Below are 25,357 nucleotides of genomic sequence, written 5' to 3'. Positions count from 1 at the left end.
CGAAGGCCCTGTCGCATCCGGCGCCCGCCGCGCCGTTTTCATCCCTTGAATTGATCTGGTGGTAGAGACATGGAAATCGCGAACAAGGTATTCATCGTGACCGGTGGCGCATCCGGCCTGGGCGCCGGCACCGTGCGCATGCTGGTGGCCAACGGCGCCAAGGTGGTCATCGCCGACCTGCAGGACGGCCCGGGTGAGGCACTGGCCAAGGAACTGGGCCAGCGCTACGTGCATTGCGACGTGACGCAAGAAGCCGACGGCCAGCGCGCCGTCGCCGCGGCCAAGGAACTGGGCACCCTGTTCGGCCTGGTCAACTGCGCCGGCGTGGCGCCAGCCGCCAAGATCGTGGGCAAGAACGGCGCGCACCCGCTGGATCTGTTCCAGAAGGTCGTGTCGATCAACCTGATCGGCAGCTTCAACATGATGCGCCTGGCCGCCGAGGCCATGAGCGGCAACACGCCCGAGCCCACCGGCGAGCGCGGCGTGATGATCAACACCGCGTCGGTCGCCGCGTTCGACGGCCAGATCGGCCAGGCGGCCTACGCCGCCTCGAAGGCCGGCGTGGCCGGCATGACCCTGCCGATCGCCCGCGACCTGGCCAAGACCGGCATCCGCTGCATGACCATCGCCCCCGGCATCTTCGGCACGCCGATGATCTTCGGCATGCCGCAGGAAGTGCAGGACTCGCTGGCCGCCAGCATCCCCTTCCCCGCCCGCCTGGGCCGCCCGGAGGACTACGCCAAGCTGGTGCACGCCATCATCACCAATGACATGCTGAACGGCGAAACCATCCGCCTGGACGGCGCCATCCGCATGCCCCCGAAGTAATCGCCCGACGCCCCCTCCCCGGAGGGGGCGGTGCTTTGGACGCCGGCTCGCTGGCGCCCCTTCCCCGCAATACCCTGGGCCGGCCCGCCCGCTTTCTTTCGCAGTCACCCCATGAGCCTGTTCCGTTCGGCCGCCACCGTCAGCAGCTTCACCCTGCTGTCCCGCATTTCCGGGCTGGTTCGCGACATCCTGGTGGCGCGCGCCTTCGGCGCCGGCCCCATCACCGACGCCTTCTGGGTCGCCTTCCGCATTCCCAACCTGTTGCGCCGGCTGTTCGCCGAGGGCGCCTTCGCCCAGGCCTTCGTGCCGATCCTGGGGCATGCCCGCAGCAGCCGCTCCGAAGCCGAGGTTCGCACTCTGCTCGACCGGGTGGCGCTGCTGCTGACCGCGGCCCTGATGGCGATCACGCTGATCGGCATCATCGCCGCGCCCTGGGTGGTGTCGGCCATGGCCAGCGGCCTGCGCGGCGCGGCGCGCGATACCGAATTCGGCGCCGCCGTCTGGATGACGCGGGTGATGTTCCCCTACATCTTCTGCATGTCGCTGATCGCATTCGCCTCGGGCGTGCTCAACACCTGGCGGCGCTTCGCCGTGCCGGCGTTCACGCCGGTGCTGCTGAACCTGTCCATGATCGCCGCCTGCCTGTGGCTGGCGCCGCGCATGGACGTGCCGGTCTACGCCCTGGCCATCGGCGTGATGATCGGCGGCGTGGCGCAACTGGCGGTGCAGTGGGTGGCGCTGGCGCGGCTGGGCCTGACGCCGCGCTTCTCGCTGCGCTTTCGCCAAGCCTGGGCCGATCCGACGGTGCAGCGCATCCTCAAGCAGATGGCGCCGGCCACGCTGGGCGTGTCGGTGGCGCAGATCTCACTGCTGATCAATACCAACATCGCCACCTGGCTCACGCCCGGCAGCGTCACCTGGCTGTCGTTCGCCGACCGCCTGATGGAGTTCCCGACGGCGCTGCTGGGGGTGGCCCTGGGCACGGTGCTGCTGCCGAGCCTGTCGGCGGCCCACGCCCGTGACGACCACGGCGGCTACAGTGCGCTGCTGGACTGGGGCCTGCGGCTGGTGCTGCTGCTGGGCCTGCCGGCGGCGGTCGGCATGGCGCTGCTGTCGGACGGCCTGGTGGCCACGCTGTTCCACTACGGCGCGTTCTCGGCGCAGGATGTGCTGCAGACCCGCCTGGCCGTGATCTCCTATTCCGCCGGCCTGATCGGCCTGCTGGCGGTGAAGATCCTGGCGCCCGGCTTCTACGCCAAGCAGGACATCCGCACGCCGGTGAAGATCGCCATCGGCGTGCTGATCCTGACCCAGCTGATGAACCTGGCGCTGGTGCCCCTGCTGGCCCACGCCGGCCTGGCGCTCGCCATCGGCCTGGGCGCCTGCCTGAACGCCTTGGCGCTGCTGGTCGGCCTGCGCCGCCGCGGCGTCTACCAGCCCGGCGCCGGCTGGGCCCGCTTCGCGCTGCGGCTGCTTCCGGCTTTGGCGGCGCTGGCCGCGCTGCTCATCTATGCCGACCGCCATATCGACTGGATCGGCCTGCAGGCCCATTCCGGGCTGCGCGCATTGTGGCTCGGTGGCGTGCTGGCCGCCAGCGGCACGGTGTACTTCGGCATGTTGTTACTATTTGGCTTCCGTCCCCGGGATTTCGGACGCCGCTCGGCCGGCTGATTTCAGGCTTTCTCGCCACAACCGCAGCAAAAAAGCCGGCTACCCGCCGGCTTTTTTGCATTTGATTCGTCAAGAATTGACAAGCACGCGGTAATCTTTGGTAAAAAACCTTTATTATTTACAAATTGCCATCGAAAGGATTCCCGTCCGGCCTTCCCCGGGCGGCGTGATGAAGTGAAGTACGCCCAAGGACACCCCATGGCGGACCAAGTAATCAATTGGTTGCTGCTGCTGCGCTCCGGTAAAGCGACAGCACAGGACTACAACGATTTCCTGGCGTGGCGCGCAGCCGATCCTCTCCATGAGAATGCCTGGCAACAATTGACAGGCTCCTTGACGGGATCGAATTTCGGCCGGTTGGGCGACGCCTATCCGGCCGGCTATGCCACGACGCCCCCGCCACCGCTGATTCCCACGCCGCCGGCCCCCGCGGCTGTCGGCGTGCCGCCGCGCCGCCGCTTCCTGGCCGGCTCGCTGGCGCTCGCCAGCGCGGGTGCCTGCGCCGCCTACGTGGGCAACGCCTTCTATCCCCTGAGCAATGTCGCGGCCGACGCCGCCACGGCGACCGGCGAGCGCCGCCGCTACATCCTGTCCGACGGCAGCCAGTTGCTGCTGGACGCGCGCAGCCGCGTCAACCTGGATTTCACCCCCGCCTACCGCCAGGTGCGCTTGCTGGACGGCGCCGTCACGGTCTCGGTCGCGCCCGACGCCCGCCGGCCGTTCCTGGTGCAGACCGCGGAAGGTACCGTGCGCGCCCTGGGCACCCGTTACATGGTGCGCCAGCAGGCTCAGCGCACCGTGGTGGTGGTGCATGAGCACGAAGTGGTGGTGGAAACCATGGCCGGCGCCCACGGCATCGTACGCGCCGGCACCGGCGCGCGTTTCGATGCCTCGCGCATCGACACCCCGCGCGCCGAGCTGATGGCCGAGGCTGCATGGGAGGCCGGCTGGGTCGAGGCCCGCGACCGCCCCCTGGCCGAAGTCATCGCCGCGCTGCGTCCGTACCGCAGCGGCACCCTGCGGGTCTCCATGGCGGCCGGCGGCCTGCCGGTGTCCGGCCATTTCCCCCTGGACGACACCGACGCGGCGCTGAATGCGCTGCAAGACCAAATGCCGATCCATGTGCGGCGCCTGACCCCCTGGTTCGTGTCGATCAACGTCGCAACCTGACCACGGTCGTCGCCGCGGCGCTGTAACGGCCAGCCGCTTCGTTGTATACTCGGTACCGTATTTTTATCCAGTAGGCGCGGCAGGATCACCATCAGGCGTCGATCACGGGTCGAATCCACGATTGATCCCACGACGCCCATCAGGTCTCCAGCCCGGGTACCTCACCCAGGTTCTGCAGCCCGAGGGGTTTTCCTCGCAGCGCCCCCCGCCCGGTTGACGGGCGCTCCATCGGCAGACACGGCATTTAAAGCTTGCAATCCCCCAGGGACTTGCTAAAATGTTGGACTTTGCCGAATTCAACTTACATAGCAACATGGCCAATACCGCCCAAGCCCGCAAGCGCGCTCGCCAATCCGTTGAGCGCAACAAGCACAATTCCAGCCTGCGCTCGATGCTGCGCACCGCCATCAAGCGCGTTCGCCAATCCATCGCCGCTGGCGACAAGGCTGCGGCTGGCGAAGTGTTCCAGAAGGCCACCAGCGTGATCGATCGCGTGGCTGACAAGAACATCATCCACAAGAACAAGGCCGCTCGCCACAAGAGCCGCCTGGCTGCCGCCATCAAGGCGCTGGCCTAAGCCATTCTGCCGCCCCGCCACCCGGGGCGTCATGAATACGGCAAATGAAGAAGGATGCCCACGGGCATCCTTTTTTTATGCCGCTCGATCCCGCGCGGCGAGCCGGGCACGGATCTGCGCCGCCTCGTCGCGCAGCATGACGGTGAACGGCTCGACCAGCGGGTTCTTCGGGCGATGCTCCGGGAACACCAGGTTGACCCGGAACGGGAACGAGCGCCGCAACGGCCGGATGTGCAGGCCACGGCCGGTGAAATCGAGCGCGGTCAGCGGGTTGACGATGGCCAGGCCCAGCCCCTGGCGCACGAACGCGCACACCGACACGGCCGTTGGCGTCTCGATGATGGCGCGCCGCAGGATGCCCTGGGCCGTGAAGGCCTCGTCGATCTGGATGCGGTAGGGATCGCTGGGCGACAGGCTGATGAAGGACTCGCCGGCGAAATCGGCCAGATCGAGCGCCGGCCGCGCCAGCAGCGGGTGGCCGTCGGGCAGCACCGCCACCTCGTCGACCTCCACCAGCGGTTCCAGCCGCGTGCCGGCCGGTTCGAGCTCGTGCTCGGTCAGCCCCAGGTCGTAGCGCTGCGCCGTCAGCCACTCTTCCAGAAACGGCGACTCCTGCGCCTCCAGCGCCAGGCTCACGCCCGGATGGGCCTGGCTGAAGCGGCGGAATGCCCCCGGCAGCAGCGAATGCGAAAACGCCGGCAGCGCGATCACCGCCAACTGCCCGCCCTGGAATGCGCGCAGGCGCGCGGCGGTGGAAACCACCCGCTCCAGCCCGGCGTACGACTGGCGCACCTCGTCATACAGTGCCAGCGCCGGCATAGTGGGCCGCAGCCGCCCGCGCACACGTTCGAACAACGCGAAGCCGATGGCCTGTTCCATGCGCGCCAATTCGCGGCTGACGGTGGGCTGCGAGGTGAAGAGCAGATCGGCGGCCTTGGTGACGCTGCCGGCGATCATCAGGGCGCGGAACACTTCGACGTGGCGGTGGGTCAGCATGCCTTATCCATATCAGGATTGAATCGATGTGGAAAATATAAGCATTTTACTGGATGACCCAGCTCGGGCATGATGCCCGCCTCATCCCCGCTTTTTCTCCCGCTACAAGGTTCCCCCGCGATGGCTTTCGATCCGCGCCAGCTTACCCAACTCGCCGCCGAGCACGGCACCCCGCTGTGGGTCTACGACGCCGCCGTCATCCGCGAACGCATCGCCCAGTTGCGCCGTTTCGACGTGATCCGCTACGCGCAGAAGGCCTGCTCCAATCTGCACATCCTGCGCCTGATGCGCGCCGAGGGCGTGAGGGTGGACGCGGTATCGCTGGGCGAGATCGAACGCAGCCTGGCCGCCGGCTTCGACCCCGCGGGCGAGCCGGCCGGCGTGGTGTTCACCGCCGACCTGATCGACCACGCCACCCTGGCCGCCGTCATCAAGCACGGCATCAGCGTCAACGCCGGCTCGCTCGACATGCTCGAACGCGTCGGCCAGCACGCGCCGGGGCACCGCGTGTGGCTGCGCATCAATCCGGGCTTCGGCCACGGCCACAGCAACAAGACCAACACCGGCGGTCCGCAAAGCAAGCACGGCATCTGGATCGACGACGTCGCCGCCGCCATCGGCATCGTGCGCCGCTACGGCCTGAAACTGGTCGGCATCCACATGCACATCGGCTCGGGCGTGGATTACGGCCACCTGTCCAGCGTGTGCGACGCGATGGTCGACGTGGTCGCTTCGCTGGACCACGACATCGAGGCCATCTCGGCCGGCGGCGGCCTGTCGATTCCCTACCGCGACGGCGAGCCGCGCATCGACTGCGACCACTATTTCGAACAATGGGACGCCGCCCGCAAACGCATCGAACAGCGCCTGGGACACGACGTGCGGCTGGAGATCGAACCGGGCCGCTTCCTGGTGGCCGAGGCCGGCGCGCTGGTGGCTGAAGTGCATGCGATCAACCGCCGCCCCGAACGTGACTTCGCGCTGGTGGACGCCGGCTTCAACGACCTGATGCGTCCGGCCATGTACGGCAGCTATCACCGCATCTCGGTGCACGCGCCGGACGGCGCCACGCCGCCGACGCCTGATACCCGCATCGCCGTGGCCGGCCCGCTATGCGAATCGGGCGACGTGTTCACCCAGGATGCCGGCGGCGTGGTCGCCGACCAGTCGCTGCCGCGCCCGCGCATCGGCGACTTCCTGGTGTTCCACAACGCCGGCGCCTACGGCGCGTCGATGTCCTCGAACTACAACACCCGGCCGCTGGCGGCCGAGGTGCTGCTGGACCGCAACGAGGCGCGCCTGATCCGCCGCCGCCAGACGGTCGCCGACCTGCTGGCGCTGGAACAATAAAGCGCGGCGCGGCCGGCGCACTTGCCGGCCGCATGCTCGACACGGATTCAGGTGGGAAAGGCCTCGCGCAAGGCGAAGGTGGCCTGCTTGAACACGCCCAGGTCGGTGCCGACCGCGACGAAATGCATGCCCATGTCCAGGTAGCGGCGCGCGTCGGCCGGCACCGGCGCCAGGATGCCGACCGCCTTGCCCTGTGCGCTGACGCGCTGGTACAGGTGGCGGATGGCTTCCTGCACTTCCGGGTGGCCCGGGTTGCCCAGGTGGCCCAGGGCAGCGGCCAGGTCCGACGGGCCGATGAAGACACCGTCCACGCCCTCGACCGCGGCGATCTCGTCGACCGCCTCGATGCCCGGGCGGCTCTCGATCTGCAGCAGCACGCAGATGTTGTCGTTGATGGTCTTGAGGTAGTCGGGCACGGTGCCGTAGCGGTTGCTGCGCTGCATGCCGGCCACGCCGCGGATGCCCTGCGGCGGATAGCGCGTCGCGGCCACGGCGCGGCGCGCGTCGTCCTCGGATTCGATGAAGGGAATCAGCAGGTTGTAGAAACCGATGTCGAGCAGGCGCTTGATCTCGACCGGATCGTTCCAGGTGGGACGGCCGATGGCGGCGCTGGCGCTGCCCTGCAGGGCCTGCAACTGTTGCAGGAACATCGGCACGGTATTGGGCGAATGCTCGCCGTCCAACAGCAGCCAGTCGAAGTCGGCCAGGCCCGCCAGTTCCGCGGTGATGTGGCTGGACATGCACATCCAGAAACCGATCAGGCGTTCGCGCGCCAGGATGCGTTGGCGAAAGCGGTTGGGCAAGGGTGAAGTCATCGCTGCGTGTTTCCCATCGAATGAAGCCCCGGCGCCGCCTGGCGCGCGGGGTGTGTTGATACCGAATGCGATTGATACCGGACGCTAGTCCATGCGGGCGCCGGAGGCCTTGGCCGCCGCGCCCCATTTGGTGATTTCGGATTGAACGAAGGCCGAGAAGGCCTTGGGGTCGTCGCCCACCACCACGAAGCCTACGCTTTCCAGCTTCTGCCGGATATCCGGTGAAGCCAGGGCTTTCACGGTGGCCTGGTTCAGGCGCTGGACGATGGCCGGCGGCGTCTTGGCGGGTGCGGACAGGCCGAACCACGATTCGGCGGCAAAGCCCGGATAGCCCGATTCGGCCACCGTGGGCGTGTCCGGATAGGCCGGGTTGCGCCGGGCGCTGGCCACCGCCAGCGCGCGCAGCTTGCCTGACTTTACCTGCGGCAGCAGCGAGTCCTGGTTCAGGAACATCACCGACACGCGGCCGCCGATCATGTCGGTGATGGCGGCCGCGCCGCCCTTGTAGGGCACGTGCACCAGATCCAGCTTGGCGGCCTGCTTGAGCATTTCCATGGCCAGGTGGCCGGACGAGCCGTTGCCCGAACTGGCGTGGGTGTACTTGCCGGGATTGGCGCGCACCAGCTTGATGAAATCGGCGAAGTTGGTGGCCGGGAATTCCATGTTGGCCACCAGCACGTTGGGCCCGGTGGCCAGCAGCGAGATATGGGTGAAATCACTGTCGCGATACGGCATGCTCTGGTAGAGCGAATAGCTGATGGCGTTCGAGCCCACGCCCGACAGCAGCAGCGTGTAGCCGTCGGGCTCGGCCTTGGCGACCCCATCGGAACCGATGTTGCCGTTGGCGCCGCCCTTGTTCTCGACCACCACGCTCTGGCCCAGCTCCTTGGACAGCTCGGCGGCCAGCAGGCGCCCGACCGCGTCGGTGCTGCCGCCGGCGGGGAACGGCACGATCAGCTTGACCGGCCGCGTCGGCCAGTCCTGCGCCAGCAGCAGGCCCGGGGCCAGCGCGGCGGCCGCGCCCAATGCGATCGCGGCCAGTCCCAGCCGGCGGCGCGCCGGCGATGTCTTGTGTTGCATGGTTGTCTCCTTGTCGTGTTTTTCTAATGCTTGCCGCCCGGTGCCCGGGTCGGTGGATCACCGCGCGGCGGCAGCCGCGCAGCGGGGAAAACGGCCTGCGGCCGGACGGCCGCTTCATTCAGTCCAGCAGATAAGGCACGGCGGCGCGCTGGCAGATCTCGCGCAGGCGGGCGGCCAGCGCGGGCGGGATCGGGATGCCATCGATGCGGCGCCGCGCGCGCTCGGCGGCTTCCGGCTCGCCGGCCACCAGCACCGGCTCGTCGGCCCGCGCGGGCGGGGTATCGTGCAGCGTATCGATCAGGTCGTCCATGTCCGACTCGAACGAACCGCTGGCGCGGAACGCGTCGGGGTTGAGCGCCAGGAAGAAGTGGCCGACGTCGTCGGGCTCGCCTGGCCGCCGCGTGACGTTGCGGCGCGCCGCCAGCGCGCTGCCGCTGAGCGTGCCGCCCAGGATCTGCGCCATCATCGCCAGGCCGTAGCCCTTGTGGCTGCTCATGGTCGGCGTGCCACCCAGCGGCGTCAGCCCGCCCTCGGGATGCTTGAAGATGAACTGCATGGCGGTGTCGGCGGCGGTGACCGGCTCGCCCCGCCCGTCCACCGCCCAGCCCGGCGGCAGCGGCTTGCCGAGAAAGTCGTAGACCTTGACCTTGTTGGCCGCCACGGTGGTGGTGGCCATGTCGAGCACGAACGGCTCGTTGTGCGCGGCCGGCGCGCCGAAGGCAATCGGGTTGGTGCCCAGCATGGGCATGGCGCCGCGCGTGGGCACCATGATGACGCCGTTGGCGCTGCTGGTCACCAGCCCGACCACGCCGCGCTCGACCGCGATGCGGGCATAGATCCCGGCCGCGCCGAAGTGATGCGAATTGCACACCGAGACCGCGCCCACGCCATGTTCCAGCGCCTTGTCGACGGCCAGGTTCATGGCCTGCGCCGAGACCGGATAGCCCAGTCCGCCCATGCCGTCCAACAGCGCGCTGGCGCCGCCATCGCGCACCAGGCGTGGCCGCGCGTCGAGCTTGAGCGTGCCGGCGCGCAGCTTTTCCTCGTATGACGGCAGCATCGAGATGCCGTGCGAATCGATGCCCAGCAGATCCGTCTCGGCCATCAGGCCGGCGGTGATGGCGGCCAGGTCCGGCGCCATGCCCCAGGCCTGCAGCACTATCAGAATCTGCTCGCGCACCTGCCCCGCCGATGCCGCTGTCCCTGCCGAACCCTTGCCTTGCACGCGATGTCTCCTGCTGTTGTCGGTATGTCGTCCTGGGGGGGCGCGCGGGCCGGTCAATCGCGTTCGCGGTCGACCAGTCGGTGGCGGGCCTGGCCCAGGTGGAATTGCATGGCGACCCGGGCGCGCTCGCCGTCCTGAGCGCGGATCGCCTCGAGGATGGTGGCGTGCTCGTCCAGGACGCGCTGGGCGCGCTGGCGCGACCCAGTGCGGGTCAGGTTGAGCGTCAGGCGCATGAAGCCGCTGATGGACTCGTGGATGCTTTCCAGCACCCCGAGATAGAAGTCGTTGCCGGTGGCCTCGGTGATGCTGGCGTGGAACGCCAGGTCGGCCTCGGCCGACATCTGGCCGCGCGCCAGGCTGTCGGCGAAGGCCGCGTGCGCGGCCTCGATCTTGTGCAATTGCTCGTCGGTGCGGCGCAGCGCCGCCAGGCGCGCGGCATCGCCTTCGAGCGCCACGCGCAGTTCCTGCGCGCGCAAATAGGCGCCGACGTTGCCAACGTCGCTGAAGGCCGTCAGGCGCGGCGCTGGCTGGTGGCTGACGAAGGTGCCCAGGCCCTGATGCGCGGTGATGAGGCCGTCGGCGCGCAGCCGCAGCAGCGCTTCGCGCACCACCGGCCGCGACACGCCGAAGCGTTCGCAAATCTCGTTCTCGGAGGGCAGCTTGTCGCCGACGTTGAGATTGCCGGCGACGATCTGCTCGAAGATCTGGCCATACAACTGGTCGGCCAGCCGCACCCGGTGACCGCGTTCCAGTACCCGCGCGCCCATGGCGTCCGGTTCAGCGGACGCGGGCGGCGCGGGCGGGGGTGACGCTTTGGGTCGGGCCACGACATCTCCTAGGGCGTATCGACAGCGCTCATCGTACCGTCAAAGCCGCGCGCGCTCGTCAGGCCGTGGCGGTTTCGCGGTCCCACGCGGCCAGCGCGCGCGCCACCGGCGCCACCCGTTCGCGCTCGGCGCTGGAGAGGCCGGTCAGCAGCGGCAGCATCGGGCCCATGTCGGCCACGCCGGACAGGGTCACGGCGTCGTGCAGCACTCGGATCGGGCTGATCGCATCGCGGCAGTCCTCCAGGCCCAGGTACTTCGCGCGCACCGCTTCAGCCTCGTCGTGGCGGCCTTCCTTGAGCAGGCGCAGCAGGCGCATCGAACCGCGCGGCGCGATGCAGACCGAGCCGGAGGTAAAGCTCTTCAGGCCGAAGTCGCGGTAATGGACGATGGCCGGACGTTCGCCGATGCCGCTGACCACGCGGTTGGCGTCCACGCTTTGCAGCAGCGCCGACAGATAGGCGTCGCGCGCCGGCTCCTCGCGCACCACCGCGTACTTGAACGCGACGATGCGGCCTTCCTCGACCAGGCGCGCGGCCGTTGCCGGCGCCAGATAATCGGCCGACTTGATGTAGACCACGGCGGGCTTGCCCAGCGCGTCGGTGAAACGGCGCACGCCGTCGGCCAGGCCGGCATCGGTGTAGGGAAACGACATCGGCAGCAGCATCGCCGTCGGAAAAGCCCGGCTGCGCAGCAGCGCCGCCTGGTCCATCATCTTGCCGAAATCCGGGCCGACCGACGGCAGGATCCAGGTGTCCGGCCCGGCCAGCGCGGCCAGCAGATCGACGATGCGCGCGTACTCGCCCACGCCGACGTTGTAGAAATTGGCATTGCCGCCGTACATCACGTTGCGCACCCCGCCCGCCTCCAGGTGCCGCAGCAGGGCCTGATTGGCGGCCTCGTTCAACGACAGGTCGGCATGGCGCGCCAGCGGCGGCACCGCGATGACGGAACGCTGCAGGTCCTGGACGGTGACCGGGGAGGTTTTCATGGCGGGTCTCCTGGCGGATTCCGAGGTGGAATCCAGTTGTTAGATGAGTGGCTCGCAAAAAGTATACTTGGTTGACAAGTAGAGCCTCAATACCTATATTCGTTTTACAAGTCATCGGCATCACGACGGCAAGGCGCGACAGACGCCGGCAGCATTCAATGCCGGGCTCCGGCCCGGCAGGAACACCCCACAAACGATGCGCGGCCACGCGCACACGAGGAGACGACTTCCATGCTTGCAGCCCCCTTGCGCGGCCGCCTGGCCCTTGCCGCCTGTCTGGCGGCGGCCGCCTTGCTGCCCTGCGGCGCCGCGCGCGCCGCCGATTACCCGGCGCGCGACGTCAAGATCATCGTGCCCTTCCCCGCCGGCGGCACCGCCGACATCGCCGCGCGCGTGGTGGCCGCCGAACTGGGCAAGGCCTGGGGCAAGGCAGTGGTGGTGGACAACAAGGCGGGCGCGGGCGGCAACGTCGGCACGGCCGAGGCGGCGCGCGCCACGCCCGATGGCTACACGCTGCTGATGGGCACCGTCAGCACCCACGCCATCAACCAGTCGGTCTATGCCAAGCTGCCGTACGACCCGGTCAAGGACTTCACGCCGGTCACGCTGGTGATCCCGGTGCCGAACGTGCTGGAGCTGAATCCCGCCTTCGCCGAGCGGCACGGCATCCGCAACGTGGCGGACCTGATCAAGTACCTGAAGGCCAACCCCGGCAGCGTCAACATGGCCTCGACCGGCAACGGCACCTCGACCCACCTGTCGGGCGAACTGTTCCAGGCCATGACGGGCACCCGCATGACACACGTGCCCTACAAAGGCAGCAGCCCGGCGCTGACCGACGTGATGGCGGGCTCGGCCGACCTGATCTTCGACAACCTGCCCTCGTCGATGGGCTTCATCAAGGGCGGCAAGCTGCGGCCGCTGGCGGTCACCACCGCCACGCGCTCGCCGGCGCTGCCGGACGTGCCGACGCTGGCCGAGGCCGGTGTGCAAGGCTACGAGGCCTCCAGCTGGTTCGGCCTGCTGGCCCCGGCCGGCACCTCGCAGGAGATCGTCGACAAGATCCAGCGCGATGTCGCCGCGGCGCTGCGGCAAGCGCCCGTGCGCGAGCAATTGCAGGCCCAGGGCGCGACGCCCTCGGGCAATACGCCGGCACAGTTCAGCCAGTTCATGGCGCGGGAAACCGTCAAGTGGGCCGCGGTCGTGAAGCAATCGGGCGCCAAGGTCGACTGACCGGCGCCAGTCCGGATCCGGCCGCCACGCGTGGGCGCCGGGTTCTTCATCATCACGCGAACCAGGAGACACCATGAACAAATCGCTAGGCGCGGTCGCGCTGTCCGCCGCCGCCCTGCTTGCCGGGCCGGCGGCGCACGCCGCCGGCTATCCCACCAAGCCCGTCACCATGATCGTGCCGTTCGTGCCGGGCGGCTCGTCCGATATCACCGCGCGCAGCGTCACGCCTGGGCTGAGTAAGGCGCTGGGCCAGACCTTCGTGGTCGAGAACAAGCCGGGCGCCAACAGCGCCATCGGCGCGCAGGCGCTGGCCCGCGCCACGCCGGATGGCTACACCATGATGGTCGGCTCGATCGGCACCTTCGCCATCAACGAGGCGCTGTACAAGAACCTCTCGTACAACCCGAGCAAGGACTTCGAATACCTGACGCAGGCGGTGCGCAATCCCAACGTGCTGGTGGCCTCGCCGTCGTTCCCGGCCAGCACCGTGGCCGAACTGGTGGACTACGCCAACAAGAATCCGGGCAAGGTGTCGTACGCCTCATCCGGCACCGGCTCATCCGACCATCTGTCGGCGGTGATGTTCCGTCAGCGCACCCAGACCTCGGGCGTGGACGTGCCGTACCGCGGCGGCGGCGCCGCCATCGCCGACCTGATCGGCGGGCAGGTCAATGTGTCGTTCCAGAATCTGGGCGCGGTGCAGACCCACATCAAGGCCGGCAAACTCAAGGCGCTGGCCATCACCGGCGACACGCGCGCGGCGGATCTGCCCGACGTGCCGACGCTGGCCGAGGCCGGCATCAAGGACATGGTGGTGTATTCGTGGCAGGGCTTCGCCGTGCCCAAGGGCACGCCGCCGGCCGTGGTGCAGCAGTTGACCAAGGCCCTGCAGGCCGCGTTGCGCGATCCGCAGACCGAGAAGACGCTGCAGGGGCTCGGGTTCGAGGTGGTGGCCAACACGCCGCAGCAATTCAGCGCGTTCCAGCAGGCCGAGGTCAAGCGCTGGAAGGACGTGATCCAGAAGGCCAGCATCCAGTTGGAATGAATCCGCGCGCGGGCGCGGGCCGGGGTCGGCCCGCGCCCTGTCAGCCGGATTCCAGGCCGGATCAAGTAGCATCAAGGTTTCGCCACCCACCTGTACGACAACATGACCACCAAGCATCGCATCATCCAGGTCGGCTCGCTGGCCGGCTCGCCCTCGGCCAACCAGCGCCTCGCCGAGCGCTACGACGTCATCGAGCTCTGGAAGCAGCCGGACCGCAAGGCCGCCCTGGCCGAACTCGGCAAGGGCGTGACCGCCGTCGTCACCTCGGCCAACTTCGGCGCCAACGCCGAGCTGATCAATGCCCTGCCCGACCTGAAGGCCATCTGCAGCTGGGGCGTGGGCTACGAGACCATCGATGTGCAGGCGGCGCATGCGCGCGGCGTGCAGGTCAGCAACACGCCCGACGTGCTGACCGATTGCGTGGCGGACCTGGCCTGGGGCCTGATGATCGCCGGGGCCCGCCGCATGGGCCAGGGCGAGCGCTTCGTGCGCGCCGGCCAGTGGGGCCAGGTGCACGGCAGCATTCCCCTGGGCCAGCGCGTCAGCGGCAAGAAGCTCGGCATCGTCGGCCTGGGCCGCATCGGCGAGGCCATCGCCCGCCGCGGCATCGGCTTCGACATGCAGGTGCGCTATCACAACCGCAGAAAGCGCGACGACGTCGACTACGGCTACGAGGCCTCGCTGACCGACCTGGCGGCCTGGGCCGATTTCCTGGTCGTGGCCACCGTGGGCGGCCCGGCCACGCGTCACCTGGTCAACCGCGAGGTGCTGGAGGCGCTCGGCGCGCGCGGCATCATCGTCAACATCGCGCGCGGCCCGGTCATCGACGAGGCCGCGCTGGTGGCCGCGCTGGAGGCCGGCAAGCTCGGCTGCGCGGCGCTGGACGTGTTCGAGCACGAACCCAAGGTGCCCGAGGCGCTGATCAAGAGCGACCAGGCGGTGCTGCTGCCGCACATCGGCAGCGCCACGCTGGAAACGCGCCAGGCCATGGAAGACCTGATGCTGGAAAACCTGGCGGCGTATTTCGACACCGGCCGCGTGATCACGCCGGTGGAGTGACGCATGCCGCGCCGCCGCCGCGATGGCGGCGCGGTGATGCCAGGCCGGCCGCCCCGGGCGCCGGCCGCAAACGAAAAAGCCTCTCGGCGCCCATACCGAGAGGCTTTCGACTTTCAGGCCCGAAGACCCGTCGGCCGTGCAAAGGAACTGCGGGATCTTGCGATCCGGTACTGCGCAACGCCTTACTTCGCGGGCGCCGTGGCGCTGCCCGATTTGTCCATCCTGGAGGCGCCCGATTTCTCGGTGCCCTGTTTGGCCGAGGTCTTGTCGGACTTGTGATGCTTGTGTTGCGCCTGGGTCTTGGTTTCGCCCGACTTGGCCGTGGCATCGGCGCCCGCCGCGAACGCCGAAGGCGCGGCAGCGAGACCGAGGCACAAGGCCGAGGTGGACAGGAACGCAGCGATACGGGAGTGAGTCGTCATTACATGAACTCCTAATGGTGAAGGCGCCGGGGTTGCCCCCTTGGCCTTTCCGACACGGGGCGGCAACATCGCCGCATGACCCGTACTCCGTTGGAACCGGCGCGCCGCCGAAGGTTCAGCGCCACGCGCGGGATTTTCGCGTCCTTTCCGACGTTAACGCTTCGTCATGAGATCGTGACAATCGACACCCGGGCGGCGGCGCTCAGCTTTCAAATATCAGCAGCGCCACCGTGGCGAACAACATCGCCGCGAAGCAGGCTCTCAGCTTGCGTTCAGGCAGGCGATAGGCCAGCCGCACCCCCACCGGCACGAACAGCAGGCTGCCCGCAGCCAGCGGCAAGCCCACCAGCCAATCGGCCTGGCCGGCCCATGAGTATGTCACCAGCGCCACCGCCGAACCCGGGATCACCATGCACAGGGCCAGCGCCTGCGCGGTGGTCTGCGGCAGGCGGAACACGGTGGTGATGATGGGCACCGCCAGCACCGCGCCGCCGACGCCGAAAAAGCCGCCCAGCGTGCCGCACAGCATGCCCAGCACGCTGGCGCGGCGCGGCGTGAAGACCGGCGCGGCGGCCATGGCGCCAGCGGGCTTGGCGGCGGCGCGGGCGCGGCCGGCGCGCCAGGTCTGCCAGGCGTAGAACAGCGCGATGAAGAACAGGAACACGGCGAAGCTCAGGCGCAGCACGCCCGAATCGATGCCCAGCGCCAGCCGCGCGCCGACCCAGGTGAACACCACCGCGCCGGCCGCGCCCGCCAGCGCCACGCGGCGGTCGATGCGGGTCTGCTGGTTGTACTTGCGCACCGCCATCATGATGGTCGGCAACACCATGATCAGCGCGGTGCCCTGCGCCAGTTGTTGCGACATGCCCATCAGCAGCACCAGCGCCGGAATCGCGATCATGCCGCCGCCGATGCCCAGCACGCCGCCCATGAAGCCAATGAGACACCCCGCGCCCAGGCACAGGGCGATCAGCGACAGACTCACGTGGGGCTCCCGTCAGCGCAGCTTGTCGAGCGCGGCGTCGAGCCGGTCGACCGCCCAGATCTCCAGCCCCTCGATGGGCTGGCGCGGCGCGTTGGCCTTGGGAATCAGCGCGATCGAGAAGCCCAGCTTGGCGGCTTCGCGCAGGCGTTCCTGGCCACGCGGCGCGGGCCGGATCTCGCCCGCCAGGCCGACTTCGCCGAAGGCGATCAGGCCGCGCGGCAGGGGCCGGTCGCGCAGCGACGACATGATGGCCAGCAGCACCGGCAGGTCGGCCGCCGGCTCGGTGATGCGCACGCCGCCCACGGCGTTGACGAACACGTCCTGGTCGAAGGTCGAGACCCCGGCGTGGCGGTGCAGCACCGCCAGCAGCATCGCCAGGCGGTTGCCCTCCAGGCCGACCGTGAGGCGGCGCGGATTGGGCGCGTGCGAGCTGTCCACCAGCGCCTGGATCTCCACCAGCAGCGGGCGGGTGCCCTCTTGGGTGGCCATCACGCAGGAGCCGGCCACCTGCTGCTCGTGCTGCGACAGGAACAGCGCCGACGGGTTGGCCACGCCGCGCAGGCCGCGGTCGGTCATGGCGAACACGCCCAGTTCGTTGACCGCGCCGAAGCGGTTCTTGAAGGCCCGCACCAGGCGGAACGACGAATGCGTATCGCCTTCGAAATACAGCACGGTGTCGACGATGTGTTCCAGCACGCGCGGCCCGGCCAGCGCGCCGTCCTTGGTGACGTGGCCGATCATGACGATGGCGATGCCGGTCTGCTTGGCCAGCCGCGTCAGTTGCGCGGCGCATTCGCGCACCTGCGACACCGAGCCGGGCGCGGCGGTCAGCTCGCCGCTGTAGAGCGTCTGGATAGAGTCGATCACGGCCACGCTGGGCTTCTGCTCGGACACCGCGGCCTGGATCGCCTCCAGGCGGATTTCCGCCAGCAGGTTGACGTTGCCGGTCTGCAGGCCCAGCCGGCGCGCGCGCAGCGCCACCTGCTCGGCCGATTCCTCGCCGGTGACATAAAGGACGTTGGTGCGCTCCGACAGCGAGGCCAGCGCCTGCAGCAGCAGGGTCGATTTGCCGATGCCGGGGTCGCCGCCGATCAGCACCACGGCGCCGGCCACCAGGCCGCCGCCCAGCACGCGGTCGAACTCCTCCAGGCCGGTGGGCGTGCGCGGGGTTTCGCGCGCTTCGATCTCGGACAGGCTGCGCACCGGGCTGCTGGAGGCCAGCGGCGCATAGCGGTGCGAGGCGGCCGCGGCCGGGGTGGCCGATTCGACGGTTTCTTCGAGGGTGTTCCAGGCATTGCAGTGCGGACACTTGCCTTGCCACTTGGGGGTGGTGCCGCCGCACTCGGCGCACACATATACGGTTCGGGTCTTGGCCATGGGCGCCAGTTTACCGGCACGGGCCGGAGCGCGGGGCCGCCGGCGAGCCTTTGCCATGCACCTTTTTCCGCCCATTTCGCGCCGTCGTGGTGCAGCCAGCTTTCAATCCGCTTGCATAAACAGGGACGGCCCACAGTTACACCATGCAAACACAAGAAATTCGCTGGCAGATTTCTGCAAATCGCGCATAATCACCGGGTGATGTGCAATGTTGAACCGCCAGTTATATGGCGGCATACCCGGCGCCGCCGCCCCACGGGACGGCCCAACGGGAATCGCGGCGCATCGCAAGACGCTTGGGCCGTGCACACGGCCACCTAAACCGGAACACGACCCGATCCTGCACGAGACCGCCGGACCACCGGCGCGGCACAGGCCAAGGTCAAACGCGGATGCGCCCTGCCACCAGGCGCATACGCGAGGAGTACGCGCATGAGCATTGCCTATCGCCCCCCCTTCGACGAAGACGACGAACTGGATTTGCGCGCGCTGTATCGCAAACCCAGGGCCGGCGGCAGCCCCGAACTGGACGCGGCGGTGCGCCGCAGCTGGCACCCGGGCCGCAGTTGGCACCCGGGCTGGGCCGCCGCTGCCTGCGCCGCCCTGGTGGCCGGCCTGTTCGCCTGGACCGACATGCGCGAAAACGCCGAGATGGCCGACATGACGCCGCCGCTGGCGGTGTCGCAGGAAGCGCCCATCAACATCGAACGCAGCCCGGCGCCGCGCCCCCTCCAGACCGACGCGCCCGCGCCGCAGCCGGCCGCCGCCCCGGCGCAGCGCGGCGCGCAGGCGCCCAACGACGCGCCCAGCGCCCTTGCCGCCGCCCTGCCCGCCCAACAGGCGGCCGCCGACGCGGCGCCGCAGGGCGCCACGGCCGAGGCCCCGGCCGAAGCCGCCAGCAGCGAACCCGTCGCCTTCAGCGAACAGGACATCGAGGCCCGCGTGGCGCATATCCGCGCCTTGATGCAGGACGACCAGCAAGAGGACGCCGTGGCCGCGCTGCGCGAACTGCAGCATGGCGCGCCGGATCTGGCGCTGCCGGACGACCTGCAGGAACTGGCCCAGCAGAACCCGGCTTCCTGACCCCTTTTTCTCCATTCCGCTCCGTTCCCTTCCAGGCCCGCGCCAGTCGCGGGCCTGGACGCTCCTGTCGCGGAGCATTCGACGGAAATAGAACGGCTTCTTGCTAAGATAGCCGCCATGAGTCCGAGCTTCCACCACCGCAATCTTCCCCATCTGCTGCTTTACGCGCGCGAAACCCTGATGGCGCACTTCCGCCCGATCCTGCACGCCGCCGGCGTCACCGAACAGCAATGGCGGGTGCTGCGCACCCTGAGCGAGGTGGGGGCGATGGAGCCCAACCAGATCGCCCGCCGTTGCCAGATCCTCAGTCCGAGCCTGACGCGCATGCTGGCCGGCATGGAAGAACAGGGCCTGATCAAGCGGGTGCGTTCAAATGCCGATCAGCGGCGCCAGGAAATCTCCCTGACGCCCAAGAGCAACAAGCTGATCGATCGCATGCGCCCGCAGGTGGACGCCAAGTACCAGGAAATCGAGAACCGCATCGGCAAGGAATTGCTCGACCGGCTGTACACCGATGTCGACGCCATGGTCGACCTGATCAAGCGCGAACCCGCGACGCAATGAATCAGGCGGGCACGGGCAGGATCGCGTTGATCTGCCCCGTGCCCGAACTGGTGAAGTAGTCCGTGACGATCTCGGCCGGCCGGTCGTAGGCGTCCCAGCCCAGCAGCCCCAGCAACATGGCGGTATCGTGCATGCCGCCCTCGCCCACGCACAGGTCGGCGTATTCCGGCAGCATGGCGCAGAACGTCTTCCAGTCGCCCTGGCGCCACAGATCCACCACCCGCAGGTCGACCTGGCGGTAGAACTCGCGGCTGATCTGGTGCATGGCGGCTTCGGGACTGCCGTTGTCGTTGAAGCGGTGCGACAGCGACCCGCTGGCCAGCACCGCGACGCGGCTGTCGCCCTGCTCGATGGCCTGGCGCAAGGCCGCGCCGAAACGGCGGCTGTCGTCCAGCGCGTGCCAGGCGCACCAGGCCGCCACCGACACCACCTTGAAGCGGCCGTCGCCGTTCATGTAGCGCATCGGCACCAGCGTGCCGTACTCCAGTTCCAGGCTGGATATCTCGTGCGCGCGCGTGGCCACGCCGGCGGCGCTGGCGCATGCGGCGATGCGCCGGCCCAGCGCCGGATCGCCGCGATAGGCGTAGTCCATGTCCTTGATGAAATGCGGCAGCTCGTTGCTGGTGTAGCGGCCGGCGAAGCGCTCGTTGCAATTGACGTGATAGCCGGCGTTCACCAGCCAGTGCACATCCAGCACCACCAGCGTGTCCACGTCCAGGTCGCGGCAGCGCTGGCCGATGGCGCGGTGGCCCTGGATCGCCGCTTCGCGGCAGCCATGGTGGCGGCCGGGCATTTCGGATAGATACATGGACGGCACATGCGTTACCTTGGCCGCCAGCGCGAGCTTACCCATGATGCGTGTCTCCTTGTCGTCGTGCCACGCGGGGGTCAGACGCCCCACTTCGGGATGTGGTGGCTGCCCATCGAAACGCAGACGTTCTTGATCTCGGCGAACACCTCGTAGCTGTATTCGCCGCCCTCGCGGCCGGTGCCGGATTCCTTGGTGCCGCCGAATGGCTGGCGCAGGTCGCGCACGTTCTGGCTGTTGATGAACACCATGCCGGCCTCGATGCCGCGCGCCAGCCGGTGGGCGCGGCCGATGTCGCGGGTCCAGATGTAGGAGGCCAGGCCATACTTGACGTCGTTGGCCAGCGCCAGGCCGTGGGCCTCGTCCTTGAACGGGATCAGGCAGGCGACCGGGCCGAAGATTTCCTCCTGCGCGCAGCGCATGCGGTTGTCGACGTCGGCCAGCACCGTGGGCCGCACGAAGTTGCCGCCCGCCAGGTGCGCGGGCAGGCCCGCCGGCGCGTCGGCGCCGCCCGCAAGGATGCGCGCGCCCTCTTCCTGGGCCAGGCGGATGTAGCCGGTGACCTTGTCCCAGTGCTGGCGCGTGATCATCGCGCCCACGTGGGTCTGTTCGTCGAAGGGATCGCCCACCGCCAGGCGGTTGGCGCGCTCGGCGAAGCGGCGCGCGAAGTCATCGTAGATCGACTCCTGCACGAAGATGCGCGAGCCCGCGGTGCAGCGCTCGCCATTGAGCGAAAAGATGGTGAACAGCGCCGCGTCCAGCGCGCGCTCGACGTCGGCGTCGTCGAACACCAGCACCGGCGACTTGCCACCCAGTTCCATCGAGAATTTCTTGATGCCGCCCGCGCTGGCCAGGATCTTCTTGCCAGTGACCGTGCCGCCGGTGAACGAGATCGCGCGCACGCCGGGATGGCGCACCAGCGCGTCGCCGGCGCTGGCGCCATGACCCTGCACCACGTTGAGCACGCCGGGCGCAATGCCGGCCTCCAGCGCCAGCCGGCCGAGCTGGTCGGCGGTCAGCGGCGACAGCTCCGACATCTTGAGGACGGCCGTGTTGCCCAGCGCCAGGCAGGGCGCGGTCTTCCAGGTCGCGGTCATGAAGGGCACGTTCCACGGCGACACCAGCGCGCACACGCCGACCGGCTGGTACAGCGTGTAGTTCAGCATCTGGTCGTCCACCGGATAGGTGTGGCCGTTCATGCGGGTGCAGACTTCGGCGAAGAAGGTGAAGTTCTCGGCGGCGCGCGGGATCAACTGCTTGCGCGTCTGCGAGATCGGCAGACCGGTGTCGCGGGTTTCCAATTCGGCCAATTGCGGCACGTTGCGGTCGATCAGTTCGCCCAGGCGGCGCATCAGCCGCGCGCGTTCCTTGGCGGGCGTGCCGGCCCACTTGGGAAAGGCCTCGGCGGCGGCGGCCACGGCGGCGTCGATCTCGGCCTGGCCGCCAGCGGCCACTTCATCGATGGCCTCGCCGGTGGCCGGGTTGAAGGTGGTGAAGCGGTCGGCGCTGTCGACCTCTCTGCCGTTGATCCAGTGCTTGATGCTCACGCGCGTCTCCTCGCCTGTCGCACACGGCCGATGCCGAGGTGGCGGTCGCCGTGAATTTTAATTAACAAGTTAACTTTATGCGGCCGCAATGCCCCTGTCAACGGCGGAAAACCCCTGCCGCGCGGACGCGCTGGCGATTGCCGCGGCTGCGCTTTTTCACTATTATAATTAACATGCTAACAATATGCCGGAGAGGGCGGGTCCCGCGTCTGTCATGCCACATATCTGGATTGAGTACTCCGCCAACCTCGCGCTGGACACCCGCGCCCTGATGCGCGCAGTGCAGGCCGCCGCCGTCGGCGACGGCAGCCTGTATCCGCTGGCCGGCGCCCGCACCCGCGCCGTGCGGGTGGACGACTACCTGATCGCCGACGGCCATCCCGACAACGCCTTCGTGCACGTGCTGCTGCGCATCGGCCACGGCCGCAGCGCCGCGCAACAGGCCGCGCTGGGCGAGCGCACCTTCGCCGCGCTGCGCCAGGCGCTGGCGCCGGAAATGGCGCGCCGGCCGCTGGGCCTGTCGTTGCAGGTCGAGCAAGCCAGCGCGGTGCTCAACTACAAGCACAGCAACTATCGTGAACACCTGGCGGCGCGCGCCGCCGCGTCGCCGCGCACGGTGGTGGGCGCCGCGCTCAATACGCGCCAGGCGCTGGCCGCGCTGGGCGAGGCGGTGAACGCGCCGCCCTACCAGGGCGCGCCGCGCGCCCCGGTGCTCTATATCAAGCCGGCCAACACCCATGCCGCCGATGGCGATGCGATCACGCTGCCGGCCGACGTGCCCGAGGTGCGCATCGGCGCCACCCTGGGCATCGTGTTCGGCCGCCGCGCCAGCCGCGTCAGTGAGGCCGAGGCGCTGGCCCACGTCGCCGGCTATCGCGTGGTGGCCGACCTGTCGGCGCCGCACGACAGCTACTTCCGGCCCGCCCTCAAGCAGCAGTGCCGTGACGGCTTCTGCCCGATCGGCCGCGCACTGGCGCCCGCCTCGGCGGTGCCGGAGCCGGACGCGCTCGACATCGAGACCTGGATCGACGGCGAGCTGGCGCAACGCGCCAGCACCGCCGACCTGGTGCGGCCGGTGGCCCGCCTGATCGCCGACGTCACCGCGTTCATGAGCTTCGAGCCGGGCGATATTCTGCTGACCGGGGCCCGCGCCGACGCGCCGCTGGCGCGCGCCGGGCAGCGCTACGAGATCCGCATCGCCCAGGTCGGCACGCTCGGCAACACGCTCATCGCCAGCGCCTGAGGCGCCCCACGGAACCGCCATGAAACATGCACGCATCGCTTACGAAGGCGCCGTCCACACCGCCACCGACGCCGGCAATGGCCAGATCCGCCTGGCCGATGGCCGCCTGCTGGCCGAAGACCGGGTGACCTGGCTGCCGCCGATCGAACCGCGCACCACCTTCACACTGGCCATCAACTATGCCGACCACGCCAGGGAGCTGGCCTTCAAGGCGCCGGCCGAACCGTTGGGTTTTCTGAAGGCGGCCAACACCTTCGTCGGCCATCGCGCGCAGACCCTGCGCCCGGCCGACGTGGGCTTCATGCACTACGAATGCGAGCTGGCCGTGGTGATCGGCAAGACCGCCCGCAACGTCACGCGCGAACGGGCCTACGACTACGTGGCCGGCTACACCGTGGCCAACGACTATGCGCTGCGCGACTACCTGGAAAACTGGTACCGCCCCAACCTGCGCGTCAAGAGCCGCGACACCTGCACCCCGCTGGGGCCGTGGCTGGTGGACCGCGATGACGTGCCCGATCCGATGAACCTGGACCTGCGCACCACCGTCAACGGCGTCCAGACCCAGCGCGGCAACACCCGCGACATGGTGTTCGACATCCCCGCCCTGATCGCGTACTTCAGCGGCTTCATGACGCTGTCGCCCGGCGACCTGATCCTGACCGGCACGCCCGACGGCATCGTCAACGTGCAGCCGGGCGACGAGGTCGTGACCGAGATCGACGGCATCGGCCGGCTGGTCAACACGCTGGTGCCCTGCCCCGCCTGATTTCCCTTACCTGGATACCTTTCGCATGCTCGACTCCACCACCGTGCGCGCCCTGGCCGCGCGCCTGCACGACGCTGAACGTTCACGCCAGCAGATCCGCCAGATCTCGCTGGAGCACCCCGACATCACCCTCGCCGACGCCTACGCCATCCAGCGCGCCTGGATGGACATCAAGCTGGGCGAGGGCCGCGTCAAGCGCGGCCACAAGATCGGCCTGACCTCGCGCGCCATGCAGCTTTCGTCGCAGATCGACGAGCCCGATTTCGGCATGCTGCTGGACGACATGTTCTTCGAGGACGGCAGCGACATTCCCGCGGGCCGTTTCATCCTGCCGCGGCTGGAGGTGGAGTTGGCCTTCGTGCTGGGCAAGCGCCTGCAAGGCCCGAACGTGACGCTGTTCCAGGTGTACGACGCGGTCGACTACGTGATCCCGGCGCTGGAGATCATCGATGCCCGCTCGCACGGCATCGACCCCGACAGCAAGCGCCCGCGCAAGGTGTTCGACACCATTGCCGACAACGCCGCCAACGCCGGCGTGGTGATGGGCGGGCGGCCGGTGAAGATCGGCGAGCTGGACCTGCGCTGGATCGGCGCGATCCTGTCGCGCAACGCGGTGATCGAGGAAACCGGCGTGGCGGCGGGCGTCTTGAACCATCCGGCCAATGGCGTAGTATGGCTGGCGAACAAGCTGGCCGCGCATGAGGTGGCGCTGGAGGCGGGCGAGATCATCCTGTCGGGTTCCTTCACCCGCCCGGTGGCCGCGCGCTCCGGCGATACCTTCAACGTCGACTACGGCGTGCTCGGCTCCGTCAACTGCCATTTCATCTGACCTCAACGCGGCCCATGGATATCCTGACCAATCAGTTCAAACGCGCGCTGCGCGCCGGCACGCCCCAGATCGGCCTGTGGGCCGGCCTGGCCAGCGCCTACACCTCCGAGATCATCGCCGGCGCCGGCTTCGACTGGCTGCTGATCGACGGCGAGCACGCCCCCAACACCTTGCAGACCACGCTGGCGCAATTGCAGTCGGTGGCCGCCTATCCGGTGGCGCCGGTGGTGCGGCCGGCCTGGAACGACCCGGTGCAGATCAAGCAGATCCTCGATACCGGCGCCCAGACGCTGCTGGTGCCGATGGTGCAGTCGGCCGAAGAGGCCGCGGCGGCGGTGGCCGCGGTGCGCTATCCGCCGACGGGCATCCGCGGCGTGGGCAGCGCGCTGGCGCGTTCGTCGCGCTGGAACCGCATCCCCAACTACCTGGAGCGCGCCAACGACGAGATGTGCGTGCTGGTGCAGATCGAGACGCCGCGCGGCGTGGATGCGCTGGAAGCCATCCTGGCGGTGGACGGCGTCGACGGCGCCTTCATCGGCCCGGCCGACCTGTCGGCCAGCATGGGCTACCTGGGCCAGCCCGAGCACCCCGAAGTCACCCGTACGATCGACACGGCCATCGGCCGCATCGTCAAGTCGGGCAAGGCGGCCGGCATTCTGCACAGCGGCGTGGCCCAGGCCAGGCATTATCTGTCGCTGGGCGCTACTTTCGTGGCGGTGGGGGTGGACGCGGTGCTGCTGGCGCGCGCGGCCGAAAAATTGGCGGGCGAATTCAAGGACGTCAAGCCGGCCGGCCAGGCCGGCGGGCCGTACTGAGCCGGACGGCCACGCCAGCCCCGCAAAGAAAGACGGCACCCTCGGTGCCGT

The 25,357-nt window shown here is 68.8% G+C and carries 25 protein-coding genes; 14 read left to right on the top strand and 11 right to left on the bottom strand.

The annotated features are described in order from the left end of the window. Positions 1-69 precede the first annotated feature (69 nt). From ACN6O8_RS05810 to rpsT, 4 genes are all read left to right on the top strand, one after another. Positions 70-828: a 3-hydroxyacyl-CoA dehydrogenase gene (locus ACN6O8_RS05810; protein ID WP_346505961.1), complete on the top strand. Its 759-nt coding sequence runs from the start codon at positions 70-72 to the stop codon at positions 826-828. A 111-nt stretch (positions 829-939) separates the two neighbouring features. Then, the gene (gene murJ, locus ACN6O8_RS05805) at positions 940-2,499 is read left to right on the top strand and encodes a murein biosynthesis integral membrane protein MurJ (RefSeq protein ID WP_427990105.1); all 1,560 of its coding nucleotides are present in this window, start codon (positions 940-942) and stop codon (positions 2,497-2,499) included. Positions 2,500-2,697: 198 nt separating this feature from the next. Further along, the gene (locus tag ACN6O8_RS05800; protein ID WP_427990104.1) at positions 2,698-3,669 is read left to right on the top strand and encodes a FecR domain-containing protein; all 972 of its coding nucleotides are present in this window, start codon (positions 2,698-2,700) and stop codon (positions 3,667-3,669) included. Between the two features lie 313 nt (positions 3,670-3,982). Next, positions 3,983-4,246, top strand: coding sequence for a 30S ribosomal protein S20 (gene rpsT, locus ACN6O8_RS05795; RefSeq protein WP_043542310.1), 264 nt, complete (start codon positions 3,983-3,985; stop codon positions 4,244-4,246). 75 nt (positions 4,247-4,321) lie between these two features. On the opposite strand, the gene ACN6O8_RS05790 is transcribed toward rpsT, so the two are convergent. Further along, on the bottom strand, positions 4,322-5,242 hold the full coding sequence (locus ACN6O8_RS05790; protein WP_427990103.1) for a LysR family transcriptional regulator: 921 nt from the start codon (positions 5,240-5,242) through the stop codon (positions 4,322-4,324). 120 nt (positions 5,243-5,362) lie between these two features. On the opposite strand from ACN6O8_RS05790, the gene lysA reads away from it, so the two are divergent. Then, positions 5,363-6,592 (top strand): diaminopimelate decarboxylase, encoded by a 1,230-nt coding sequence (gene lysA / locus ACN6O8_RS05785; RefSeq protein WP_427990102.1) that lies wholly within the window; start codon positions 5,363-5,365, stop codon positions 6,590-6,592. A gap of 47 nt (positions 6,593-6,639) precedes the next feature. On the opposite strand, the gene garL is transcribed toward lysA, so the two are convergent. The 5 genes from garL to ACN6O8_RS05760 form a co-directional block, all read right to left on the bottom strand. Then, positions 6,640-7,407: a 2-dehydro-3-deoxyglucarate aldolase gene (garL, locus tag ACN6O8_RS05780; protein ID WP_427990101.1), complete on the bottom strand. Its 768-nt coding sequence runs from the start codon at positions 7,405-7,407 to the stop codon at positions 6,640-6,642. Positions 7,408-7,491: 84 nt separating this feature from the next. Continuing rightward, positions 7,492-8,487, bottom strand: a complete 996-nt coding sequence (locus ACN6O8_RS05775; RefSeq protein WP_427990100.1) for a Bug family tripartite tricarboxylate transporter substrate binding protein — start codon at positions 8,485-8,487, stop codon at positions 7,492-7,494. Between the two features lie 118 nt (positions 8,488-8,605). After that, on the bottom strand, positions 8,606-9,712 hold the full coding sequence (locus ACN6O8_RS05770; protein ID WP_427990099.1) for an Ldh family oxidoreductase: 1,107 nt from the start codon (positions 9,710-9,712) through the stop codon (positions 8,606-8,608). 53 nt (positions 9,713-9,765) lie between these two features. After that, a complete protein-coding gene (locus ACN6O8_RS05765) occupies positions 9,766-10,479 on the bottom strand; it encodes a FadR/GntR family transcriptional regulator (protein WP_427990168.1) in 714 nt (237 codons plus the stop codon). 118 nt (positions 10,480-10,597) lie between these two features. Further along, on the bottom strand, positions 10,598-11,527 hold the full coding sequence (locus ACN6O8_RS05760; protein WP_427990098.1) for a dihydrodipicolinate synthase family protein: 930 nt from the start codon (positions 11,525-11,527) through the stop codon (positions 10,598-10,600). 231 nt (positions 11,528-11,758) lie between these two features. Here ACN6O8_RS05760 and ACN6O8_RS05755 point away from each other — a divergent pair, with 231 nt between their 5' ends. The 3 genes from ACN6O8_RS05755 to ACN6O8_RS05745 all read left to right on the top strand — a co-directional run bounded on the left by ACN6O8_RS05755 (position 11,759) and on the right by ACN6O8_RS05745 (position 14,864). Next, positions 11,759-12,760 (top strand): Bug family tripartite tricarboxylate transporter substrate binding protein, encoded by a 1,002-nt coding sequence (locus ACN6O8_RS05755; RefSeq protein ID WP_427990097.1) that lies wholly within the window; start codon positions 11,759-11,761, stop codon positions 12,758-12,760. Between the two features lie 73 nt (positions 12,761-12,833). Further along, positions 12,834-13,805: a Bug family tripartite tricarboxylate transporter substrate binding protein gene (locus tag ACN6O8_RS05750; RefSeq protein ID WP_427990096.1), complete on the top strand. Its 972-nt coding sequence runs from the start codon at positions 12,834-12,836 to the stop codon at positions 13,803-13,805. A gap of 102 nt (positions 13,806-13,907) precedes the next feature. Further along, positions 13,908-14,864, top strand: a complete 957-nt coding sequence (locus tag ACN6O8_RS05745) for a 2-hydroxyacid dehydrogenase (RefSeq protein ID WP_427990095.1) — start codon at positions 13,908-13,910, stop codon at positions 14,862-14,864. Positions 14,865-15,046: 182 nt separating this feature from the next. Here the strand turns inward: ACN6O8_RS05745 and ACN6O8_RS05740 are convergent, their stop codons facing one another. The 3 genes from ACN6O8_RS05740 to radA form a co-directional block, all read right to left on the bottom strand. Then, a complete protein-coding gene (locus ACN6O8_RS05740) occupies positions 15,047-15,286 on the bottom strand; it encodes a hypothetical protein (RefSeq protein WP_427990094.1) in 240 nt (79 codons plus the stop codon). Between the two features lie 202 nt (positions 15,287-15,488). Further along, positions 15,489-16,271: a sulfite exporter TauE/SafE family protein gene (locus ACN6O8_RS05735; protein ID WP_427990093.1), complete on the bottom strand. Its 783-nt coding sequence runs from the start codon at positions 16,269-16,271 to the stop codon at positions 15,489-15,491. A gap of 12 nt (positions 16,272-16,283) precedes the next feature. Next, positions 16,284-17,648, bottom strand: a complete 1,365-nt coding sequence (gene radA / locus ACN6O8_RS05730) for a DNA repair protein RadA (RefSeq protein WP_427990092.1) — start codon at positions 17,646-17,648, stop codon at positions 16,284-16,286. Positions 17,649-18,080: 432 nt separating this feature from the next. Between radA and ACN6O8_RS05725 the strand changes: the two genes are divergently transcribed. Both ACN6O8_RS05725 and hpaR read left to right on the top strand, forming a co-directional pair. Next, positions 18,081-18,731, top strand: coding sequence for a hypothetical protein (locus ACN6O8_RS05725; protein WP_427990091.1), 651 nt, complete (start codon positions 18,081-18,083; stop codon positions 18,729-18,731). A gap of 117 nt (positions 18,732-18,848) precedes the next feature. Beyond that, positions 18,849-19,295: a homoprotocatechuate degradation operon regulator HpaR gene (gene hpaR / locus ACN6O8_RS05720; RefSeq protein WP_427990090.1), complete on the top strand. Its 447-nt coding sequence runs from the start codon at positions 18,849-18,851 to the stop codon at positions 19,293-19,295. A gap of 1 nt (position 19,296) precedes the next feature. Here the strand turns inward: hpaR and hpaD are convergent, their stop codons facing one another. Both hpaD and hpaE read right to left on the bottom strand, forming a co-directional pair. After that, the gene (gene hpaD, locus ACN6O8_RS05715; RefSeq protein WP_427990089.1) at positions 19,297-20,148 is read right to left on the bottom strand and encodes a 3,4-dihydroxyphenylacetate 2,3-dioxygenase; all 852 of its coding nucleotides are present in this window, start codon (positions 20,146-20,148) and stop codon (positions 19,297-19,299) included. Between the two features lie 35 nt (positions 20,149-20,183). After that, positions 20,184-21,650 (bottom strand): 5-carboxymethyl-2-hydroxymuconate semialdehyde dehydrogenase, encoded by a 1,467-nt coding sequence (gene hpaE / locus ACN6O8_RS05710; RefSeq protein WP_427990088.1) that lies wholly within the window; start codon positions 21,648-21,650, stop codon positions 20,184-20,186. Positions 21,651-21,864: 214 nt separating this feature from the next. Between hpaE and ACN6O8_RS05705 the strand changes: the two genes are divergently transcribed. The 4 genes from ACN6O8_RS05705 to hpaI are packed head-to-tail and all read left to right on the top strand — an operon-like array spanning position 21,865 to position 25,306. Beyond that, positions 21,865-22,893, top strand: a complete 1,029-nt coding sequence (locus ACN6O8_RS05705; protein ID WP_427990087.1) for a fumarylacetoacetate hydrolase family protein — start codon at positions 21,865-21,867, stop codon at positions 22,891-22,893. A 19-nt stretch (positions 22,894-22,912) separates the two neighbouring features. Beyond that, positions 22,913-23,662, top strand: a complete 750-nt coding sequence (locus ACN6O8_RS05700; protein ID WP_427990086.1) for a fumarylacetoacetate hydrolase family protein — start codon at positions 22,913-22,915, stop codon at positions 23,660-23,662. A 25-nt stretch (positions 23,663-23,687) separates the two neighbouring features. Then, entirely contained in the window at positions 23,688-24,491 is an 804-nt protein-coding gene (gene hpaH / locus ACN6O8_RS05695; protein WP_427990085.1) for a 2-oxo-hept-4-ene-1,7-dioate hydratase, read from the top strand. A gap of 14 nt (positions 24,492-24,505) precedes the next feature. Then, on the top strand, positions 24,506-25,306 hold the full coding sequence (gene hpaI, locus ACN6O8_RS05690) for a 4-hydroxy-2-oxoheptanedioate aldolase (RefSeq protein WP_427990084.1): 801 nt from the start codon (positions 24,506-24,508) through the stop codon (positions 25,304-25,306). Positions 25,307-25,357 lie beyond the last annotated feature (51 nt).

The organism is Achromobacter sp. (assembly GCF_050285565.1).
Taxonomy (GTDB): Bacteria; Pseudomonadota; Gammaproteobacteria; order Burkholderiales; family Burkholderiaceae_B; genus Achromobacter.
The sequence above is the reverse complement of the archived record's forward strand: the minus strand, read 5'-3'. Positions and strand labels throughout refer to the sequence as shown.

Excerpts from the sequence above, each read along its gene's own strand:
- ACN6O8_RS05750 (WP_427990096.1), top strand. The coding sequence starts at position 12,834 with ATGAACAAATCGCTAGGCGCGGTCGCGCTGTCCGCCGCCGCCCTGCTT.
- ACN6O8_RS05765 (WP_427990168.1), bottom strand. The coding sequence starts at position 10,479 with ATGGGCGCGCGGGTACTGGAACGCGGTCACCGGGTGCGGCTGGCCGAC.
- ACN6O8_RS05725 (WP_427990091.1), top strand. The coding sequence starts at position 18,081 with ATGAGCATTGCCTATCGCCCCCCCTTCGACGAAGACGACGAACTGGAT.
- ACN6O8_RS05800 (WP_427990104.1), top strand. The coding sequence starts at position 2,698 with ATGGCGGACCAAGTAATCAATTGGTTGCTGCTGCTGCGCTCCGGTAAA.
- ACN6O8_RS05755 (WP_427990097.1), top strand. The coding sequence starts at position 11,759 with ATGCTTGCAGCCCCCTTGCGCGGCCGCCTGGCCCTTGCCGCCTGTCTG.
- hpaR (WP_427990090.1), top strand. The coding sequence starts at position 18,849 with ATGAGTCCGAGCTTCCACCACCGCAATCTTCCCCATCTGCTGCTTTAC.
- ACN6O8_RS05810 (WP_346505961.1), top strand. The coding sequence starts at position 70 with ATGGAAATCGCGAACAAGGTATTCATCGTGACCGGTGGCGCATCCGGC.
- ACN6O8_RS05790 (WP_427990103.1), bottom strand. The coding sequence starts at position 5,242 with ATGCTGACCCACCGCCACGTCGAAGTGTTCCGCGCCCTGATGATCGCC.
- ACN6O8_RS05740 (WP_427990094.1), bottom strand. The coding sequence starts at position 15,286 with ATGACGACTCACTCCCGTATCGCTGCGTTCCTGTCCACCTCGGCCTTG.
- hpaI (WP_427990084.1), top strand. The coding sequence starts at position 24,506 with ATGGATATCCTGACCAATCAGTTCAAACGCGCGCTGCGCGCCGGCACG.
- ACN6O8_RS05705 (WP_427990087.1), top strand. The coding sequence starts at position 21,865 with ATGCCACATATCTGGATTGAGTACTCCGCCAACCTCGCGCTGGACACC.
- lysA (WP_427990102.1), top strand. The coding sequence starts at position 5,363 with ATGGCTTTCGATCCGCGCCAGCTTACCCAACTCGCCGCCGAGCACGGC.
- ACN6O8_RS05775 (WP_427990100.1), bottom strand. The coding sequence starts at position 8,487 with ATGCAACACAAGACATCGCCGGCGCGCCGCCGGCTGGGACTGGCCGCG.
- ACN6O8_RS05745 (WP_427990095.1), top strand. The coding sequence starts at position 13,908 with ATGACCACCAAGCATCGCATCATCCAGGTCGGCTCGCTGGCCGGCTCG.
- ACN6O8_RS05700 (WP_427990086.1), top strand. The coding sequence starts at position 22,913 with ATGAAACATGCACGCATCGCTTACGAAGGCGCCGTCCACACCGCCACC.
- ACN6O8_RS05760 (WP_427990098.1), bottom strand. The coding sequence starts at position 11,527 with ATGAAAACCTCCCCGGTCACCGTCCAGGACCTGCAGCGTTCCGTCATC.
- hpaH (WP_427990085.1), top strand. The coding sequence starts at position 23,688 with ATGCTCGACTCCACCACCGTGCGCGCCCTGGCCGCGCGCCTGCACGAC.
- rpsT (WP_043542310.1), top strand. The coding sequence starts at position 3,983 with ATGGCCAATACCGCCCAAGCCCGCAAGCGCGCTCGCCAATCCGTTGAG.
- garL (WP_427990101.1), bottom strand. The coding sequence starts at position 7,407 with ATGACTTCACCCTTGCCCAACCGCTTTCGCCAACGCATCCTGGCGCGC.
- radA (WP_427990092.1), bottom strand. The coding sequence starts at position 17,648 with ATGGCCAAGACCCGAACCGTATATGTGTGCGCCGAGTGCGGCGGCACC.
- murJ (WP_427990105.1), top strand. The coding sequence starts at position 940 with ATGAGCCTGTTCCGTTCGGCCGCCACCGTCAGCAGCTTCACCCTGCTG.
- hpaD (WP_427990089.1), bottom strand. The coding sequence starts at position 20,148 with ATGGGTAAGCTCGCGCTGGCGGCCAAGGTAACGCATGTGCCGTCCATG.